Here is a 5,826-nt window from a genome sequence, read left to right on the forward strand (position 1 = left end):
ATTATAGAAGATTGCGGGGCGGTTTTTGTTTGTCATGATGTCTGTATTTAGCTAAATTTAAGTAGCATGGTATCTGTATTATACTAAATACAGATACCGCTGTTAAGAGCATTTTTGGTATCCCTTCCCCTTTTATGCCCCCAAAAAGACGATCATTTGGGCTCCAATATTTCCCTGATCCTTTTCTTGAAGTCCTCCAAGTTCAGCGGCTTGGTGATATAGGCGGCAATGCCAGAAGTGCCGATGACGTAGTCGTCCTGCAGGTGTTTGAAGGCCGAGCAGACCACCACCGGAAAGGTCTTTTTAAGTTCCCGGATCCTCTGGATCAGCTCCAGGCCGTTCATATCCGGCATCTTGATGTCAAATATTCCCAGATCAAAGTCCTCTTTAAGTATCTTCCTCAGGGCCTCCCGGCCGGTGGCCGCTGTCACCACCTGGTAACCTTCTTCGGTTAAAACCGCCTCCATCAGCAGTCTGATGTTGGCCTCGTCATCGGCCACGATGATGCGCTTCATGTTGGTGCTCCTTGGTTGTATTTTGTAAGTAGTAACGTAGGCCGGTAGTAGAGTATTACCCGTAGGAAAGTAGGCCCGTAGGAGAGTACCCCGTAGGAGAGTACCCCGTAGGAAAGTATCCCGTAGTCGGATTCATTGCCCTTTGCCTAGTGTCATTGCGAGATGGTCTGCGAGTTTGCCTTGCGAAGCAATCTACTTTTTCATTAGACTGCTTCACCTGTCCGGCAAGTGTGTTTTCTCGCAGTGACTCGATTGTAAAAAGTAAATCATGTTAATCCGCTTACGCTTCTATGTCGGGCTTCTTCAAGCGCCCTAGCTCCAGCGGAGGCGCTCCTGTCTGCCCCGGTGGTTGTGTCTCCGTCTCTGCCGCCGCAGGGAGGACCAGGCTGAAAGTGGTTCCCTTGTCTATCTGGCTTTTTACGGTGATCTGACCGCGGTGCTCCTCCACGATCTTCTGGATGATGGCCAGGCCCAGCCCGGTCCCGGCCGATTTGGTGGTAAAGAACGGCTTGAAAATGGCCTCCAGGTTCTCCAGCGGTATGCCGCAGCCTTCATCCTGGACCATGATCGAGGCCACCGGTCCCCGGTCGCTCTCCAGCCGTTCGGTTTTGATGGTTATGGCCCCCGGCTGGTCCATGGCGTCAATGGCGTTATTCACCAGGTTCAGCAGTATCCGTTCCAGCCTGACGGCATCGCCAATCACCACCGGGGTATTGGCGGCGGCCTGTTTTATCAGGCTTACCTCCTTCCGCCTGGCCTGGTCCGATTTGGCGGCAATCACCCGGTCCACCAGGCTTTCCACATTGACCGCAAGGTTGGCGGTCTTCTTCTGGTGGGCAAAATCCAGGATGTCTGAGATCAGAGTGTCTATCCTAAAGGCCTCCTGGGTGACTATGTCCACGTATTTGCGCCGGGGGTCGGATTCCTCCACCTTGGTCTGCAGCAGCTGGGCGAACCCGGCGATGGCGTTAAGGGGATTGCGGATCTCGTGGGCCATCACCGCCGCCATCTCGCCCAGCACCGCCAGCTTTTCCGAGTGCTTCACCCTCTCCTCCAGGCTTTTGGTCCGGGACAGGTCGTTGAAGATGGCGATGGCCCCGTTGGTGCGGGCGGTCTGGCTGTGGAGCAGCGAGGTGGACAGTCCGATGGGAACGTCCTCGGCCCCCTCGACCTTGACCACTATCTCATCGCGGTGGATGTTGCTGCCGGTCTCCATGGTGCGCTGCAGCAGTTCGGCCAGCGGTTTAAGTTCTATGAACTCATCCAGCGGTTTTCCCACCACCGCCGAGGACGGCAGCTTGAAGATACCGGAGGCCTGCTGGTTGAAGGTGGTGACCTTGGAATAAAGGTCCACCACTATCACCCCGCTGGTGATGCTGGCCATCACGTTGTCGTTGTATTCCTTGTAGTATTTCAGTTCTTCGTTCATCTTAAGCAGTTCCACCGTGGCCTGCTCGATCTCGTTCTTCATCCGCTGGCCGTATTCCTCGGCCTGCTCCTTCTTCTTTCTTTCGGCCGCCACCTGCACCGACCAGAAGCTGCTGAACATGGCGATCAGGAAGAAGAACGGGATCCTCAGCCAGAAGGAGGGCTCGGAGAACATGTCCGGCCCGTATTTCTTGTAGACCAGCCAGCCGTACAACAGCGAGGTGACGATGGCCACCGGAAAGGAGCCGCCCAGGCTCTGGCCCACGCTGGACATGAAGATGCTGAGGAAGTATATCAGGTAAAAGTCGGTGTCTATGCCCTCGGCAAAATAGACCACCGCCGAGACGAAGATGATGTCCAGCACAAAAAGGACATAGACAAACCAGCCCTTGTCAAAGTAGCGCTGGGGGATGAAGGAGATGGCCAGGTTCAGCACCAGGTATATTATCGACAGCAGATAATTGGGACTGCTGAAATCCAGACCCTTGGGGCTGTAGGCAGCCATGAAGATCACCAGCAGCACCACCAGCCAGCGGATGATCAGCACCGTGCTTTTGTGGTTCAGGGTCAGGCCCTTTAACTGAAACATGTCTTTAAGCGCTTGGTTGTTGGTTTGATTACCGAAGAACCTACCCATCCGCAGATTTCACAGATTAACACAGATTTATTAATACCTTTGCCCACTAAAACCACGAAACCCTAATCATACCTTTACATCTCTGCGTCTCTGCGTCTCTGTGGCTGATATGTTCAATGTTAATTGTTCTTTGTTAATTGCAACGCCTGCTGCACCCTCAGCAGCAGCTCCGCGCTGCGGTAGGGCTTCTGGATGAATCCCAGCGCCCCGTCCTCCAAAATGGCCTGGGCGTCGCCGTCCTCGGAAAAGCCCGAAGACAAAAGCATTTTGACCCGGGGTTCAATTTTCCGCATCTGGTTAAAAGCCTCCCGCCCGTCCAATCGGGGCATCACCATGTCCATGATCACCAGGTCGATGTTGCCGTGATCCCTGGCATAAAGATCCACCGCCTCCTGGCCGTCGGCGCAGGTCTGCACCTGGTACCCCGCGGTTTTAAGGATCTGGGCGGCTATGGTCCGGATCATGTCCTCGTCATCCACTATCAGGATGCTGCCGGTGCCGGCGGTAACTGCCATTTCCTTAAGCTGGACAAAGTCCGGCTCCCCGGCCGCAGTCAGATCGGCGTACAGCGGCAGGTACAGCTTGATGGCCGTGCCCCGGCCCGGTTCGGAATACACCTCTACCGAGCCCCCGTGGTTCTTGATGCAGCCGTAGACCCCGGCCAGGCCCAGTCCGGTGCCCCGGCCCTTTTCCTTGGTGGTGAAGAACGGCTCGAACAGGTGGCGCTTCACCTCCTCGCTCATGCCGCTGCCGGTATCGTCCACCGAGATCTGGATATAGTGCCCGGGCTCCACCTTGTAGTTGCGCTGAAGGATGTATTCCTTGTCCAGGTTTATCAGGTCGGTGGAGAAGATCAGCTTGCCGCCCTGGGGCATGGCGTCCCGGGCGTTGATCCCCAGGTTCATCAGGGCGTTCTCCAGCTGGCTGTGGTCCCCCAGGATCACCGCCGGGTTGGCCCGCAGGTGCTGCTCTATCTTGATCCGCCGGTCTATGGTGTTGCCCAGGATGCCCAGGGTCTCGGCTATCACCTTGTGGACATTGACCGGGACCTGCTGGTACTGCCCCTTGCGGGCAAAGGCCAGCAGCTGCTTGGTAAGGCCGGCGGCGTGCCCCGAGGCCTTGATGATGTTGTCCAGATAGCTCTCCAGCTCCTTCTGGCCGTAGATCTTAAGCTGCAGCAGTTCGGCGTTGCCCACGATGCCGGCCAGCATGTTGTTGAAGTCGTGGGCCACCCCCCCGGCCAGAAAGCCCACCGCCTCCATCTTCTGGGCCTGCAGCAGCTCCTGCTCCAGCAGCTTGCGGTCGGTGATGTCGGTGACCGTGTACACCGCGCCCGCCAGTGCCTTCTGATGGTCAATTATGGGGTCAGCCTTGGCCAGCAGGAAACGGCCGGCCCTCTCCAGTTCCTGTGTCTCATGGTGCAGGGAATGTTCCATCCTGGTCAATGGGGACTTTTCCAATGTCTGGTCTGTCCCGTAGAACAGATCGTGGCAGGACCGCCCCAGCACCTCGGCATAGGGCCTGCCGACCATGTTGATGAAGGACTGATTGCACTGCAGTATTTTCCACTGCCGGTCCAGCAGGCAGATCCCGTCGCCGATGGAGTCAAAGGTGGTCTCCCACTTCTTGGCCGCCAGCCGTATCTGCTCCCCGGCCTGCCTGCGCTCGGTGATATCCGTCATCAGGCCATTCAGGCCCACCGGCTTCCCGTCTTCCATTATCAGGCGGCTGGAGGAAGAGATCCACTTGGTGACGCCATTCTTGGTGGTGATCCGGTATTCGCCGGGGGCCACGCCCCCCTGACTGTGGCTTTGCATCTCCCGGGCCAGCAGGGGCCGGTCGGCTTCGTCCACGAAATCAATGAAATTCCGTCCGATGATCTCGTCGGGCCGATATCCAAAGACCTGCTCGACGGATGGGCTGATGTACATCAGTTTTCCGTGGATATCCACCGCAAACACCACATCGTTGATGTTCTCCACCAGGTCGCGGTATTTTTCCTGGCTTTCCCGGATGGCCCGGTCGGCCCTTTGCTGTTCGGTGATGTCCCGGATGTAGGCCCCCACTCCGGTCTTGCTGTTCTGAAGTTCCACCGGAAATTTCCGGGCTTCGTAGACCCGGTTGCCCGTCTGTTCGTGGCTGAGCATGGTCTGTTTGCTTTCCAGCACCATTTGGTCCGAAAGCCGGCAGGACTGGGCCGCCTCCGGGGGCATCAGTTCGTAGTCGGTCTTTCCCAGTATCAACCCGGCCGGTTTGCCAAAGAATTCCTCCTGGGCCTTGTTGACCATCAGATAGCGCAGCTGATCGTCCTTTAGAAAGCTGATGTCGGTGGCGGAGTCCATGAAGGTTTTGTAGCGGGACTCGCTTTCGGCCAGCTCCTGTTCGGATTTTATGCTGTGGATGGCCACCGCCACGTTCCCGCCCACAAAGCTCAACAGTTCCAGGTCTCTTTGGGTGTACTCCGCTTTTTCGTCATAGCTTTGGATCACCAGGGTGCCGAAAGTTTTGCTGTCAAATTGCAGGGGCACTCCCAGCCACTGTTTGGAAGGCTGGCCCATGAACTCCGCCCGGCCCTCCTTTTGCAGCCGATCGTGGACCTCTTTGTTCACCAGCAAAGGCTTTTGGCTGGTGATGATGTGTTCGGTAAGTCCCTTGCCGAATTTACGCGACGCGGTGTTATCGTTTTTTTGGTCTTTATAATAGGGGAAACTAATGATCTCCGTTTTTTCGTCATAAAGAGCGATATACAGGTTCTCGGCGGGCATAAGTTTGGCGATGGTCTTGTGGACCTGGAGGTACAGCTGCTGAAGGTCCCGGCAGCCGATGGCCGAATCCGATATTTGGTACAGGGCCCGTTGCAAGTTTTCCGCCCTCTTGCTTTCGGTGATGTCCCGGAACTCCACCGCCCTGACGCTTTTTCCTTTATATGGTATGCCCCTGCCTTCCAGCCGGAGCGGGTATGTTTCTCCGTTCTTGCGCAGGCCTGTCACTTCATAGGGTTTTTCATGACCGGAAAGTATGTTGTTCATGACCTGATCACGGGAATCCTTATGGAAAAGCAGCAGCCCGTCCTTTCCTAGCAATTCTTCCCGGGAATACCCGGTGATGTCAGAAAGCCCCTGGTTGCATTCCAGCACCAGCCCCTTGTCGTGGATCGCTATTCCGCCGAAGGAGGCGTTATGCAGGGACTTAAAACGCTCCTCGCTTTCCCGCAGTTCCTGCTCGCCCTTTTTGCGCTCGGTGATG

The 5,826-nt window shown here is 56.3% G+C and carries 3 protein-coding genes; all 3 read right to left on the reverse strand.

The features are described 5' to 3' along the window. Nucleotides 1-152 precede the first annotated feature (152 nt). Nucleotides 153-515, reverse strand: a complete 363-nt coding sequence (locus tag Q7U71_04705) for a response regulator (GenBank protein MDO9391059.1) — start codon at nucleotides 513-515, stop codon at nucleotides 153-155. A 280-nt stretch (nucleotides 516-795) separates the two neighbouring features. Next, nucleotides 796-2,532 (reverse strand): ATP-binding protein, encoded by a 1,737-nt coding sequence (locus Q7U71_04710; protein MDO9391060.1) that lies wholly within the window; start codon nucleotides 2,530-2,532, stop codon nucleotides 796-798. Nucleotides 2,533-2,699: 167 nt separating this feature from the next. After that, a partial coding sequence (locus Q7U71_04715) for a PAS domain S-box protein (protein MDO9391061.1) occupies nucleotides 2,700-5,826 on the reverse strand: 3,127 nt, incomplete at its 5' end.

Source organism: bacterium (assembly GCA_030655055.1).
Classification (GTDB): Bacteria; Edwardsbacteria; AC1; order AC1; family EtOH8; genus UBA5202.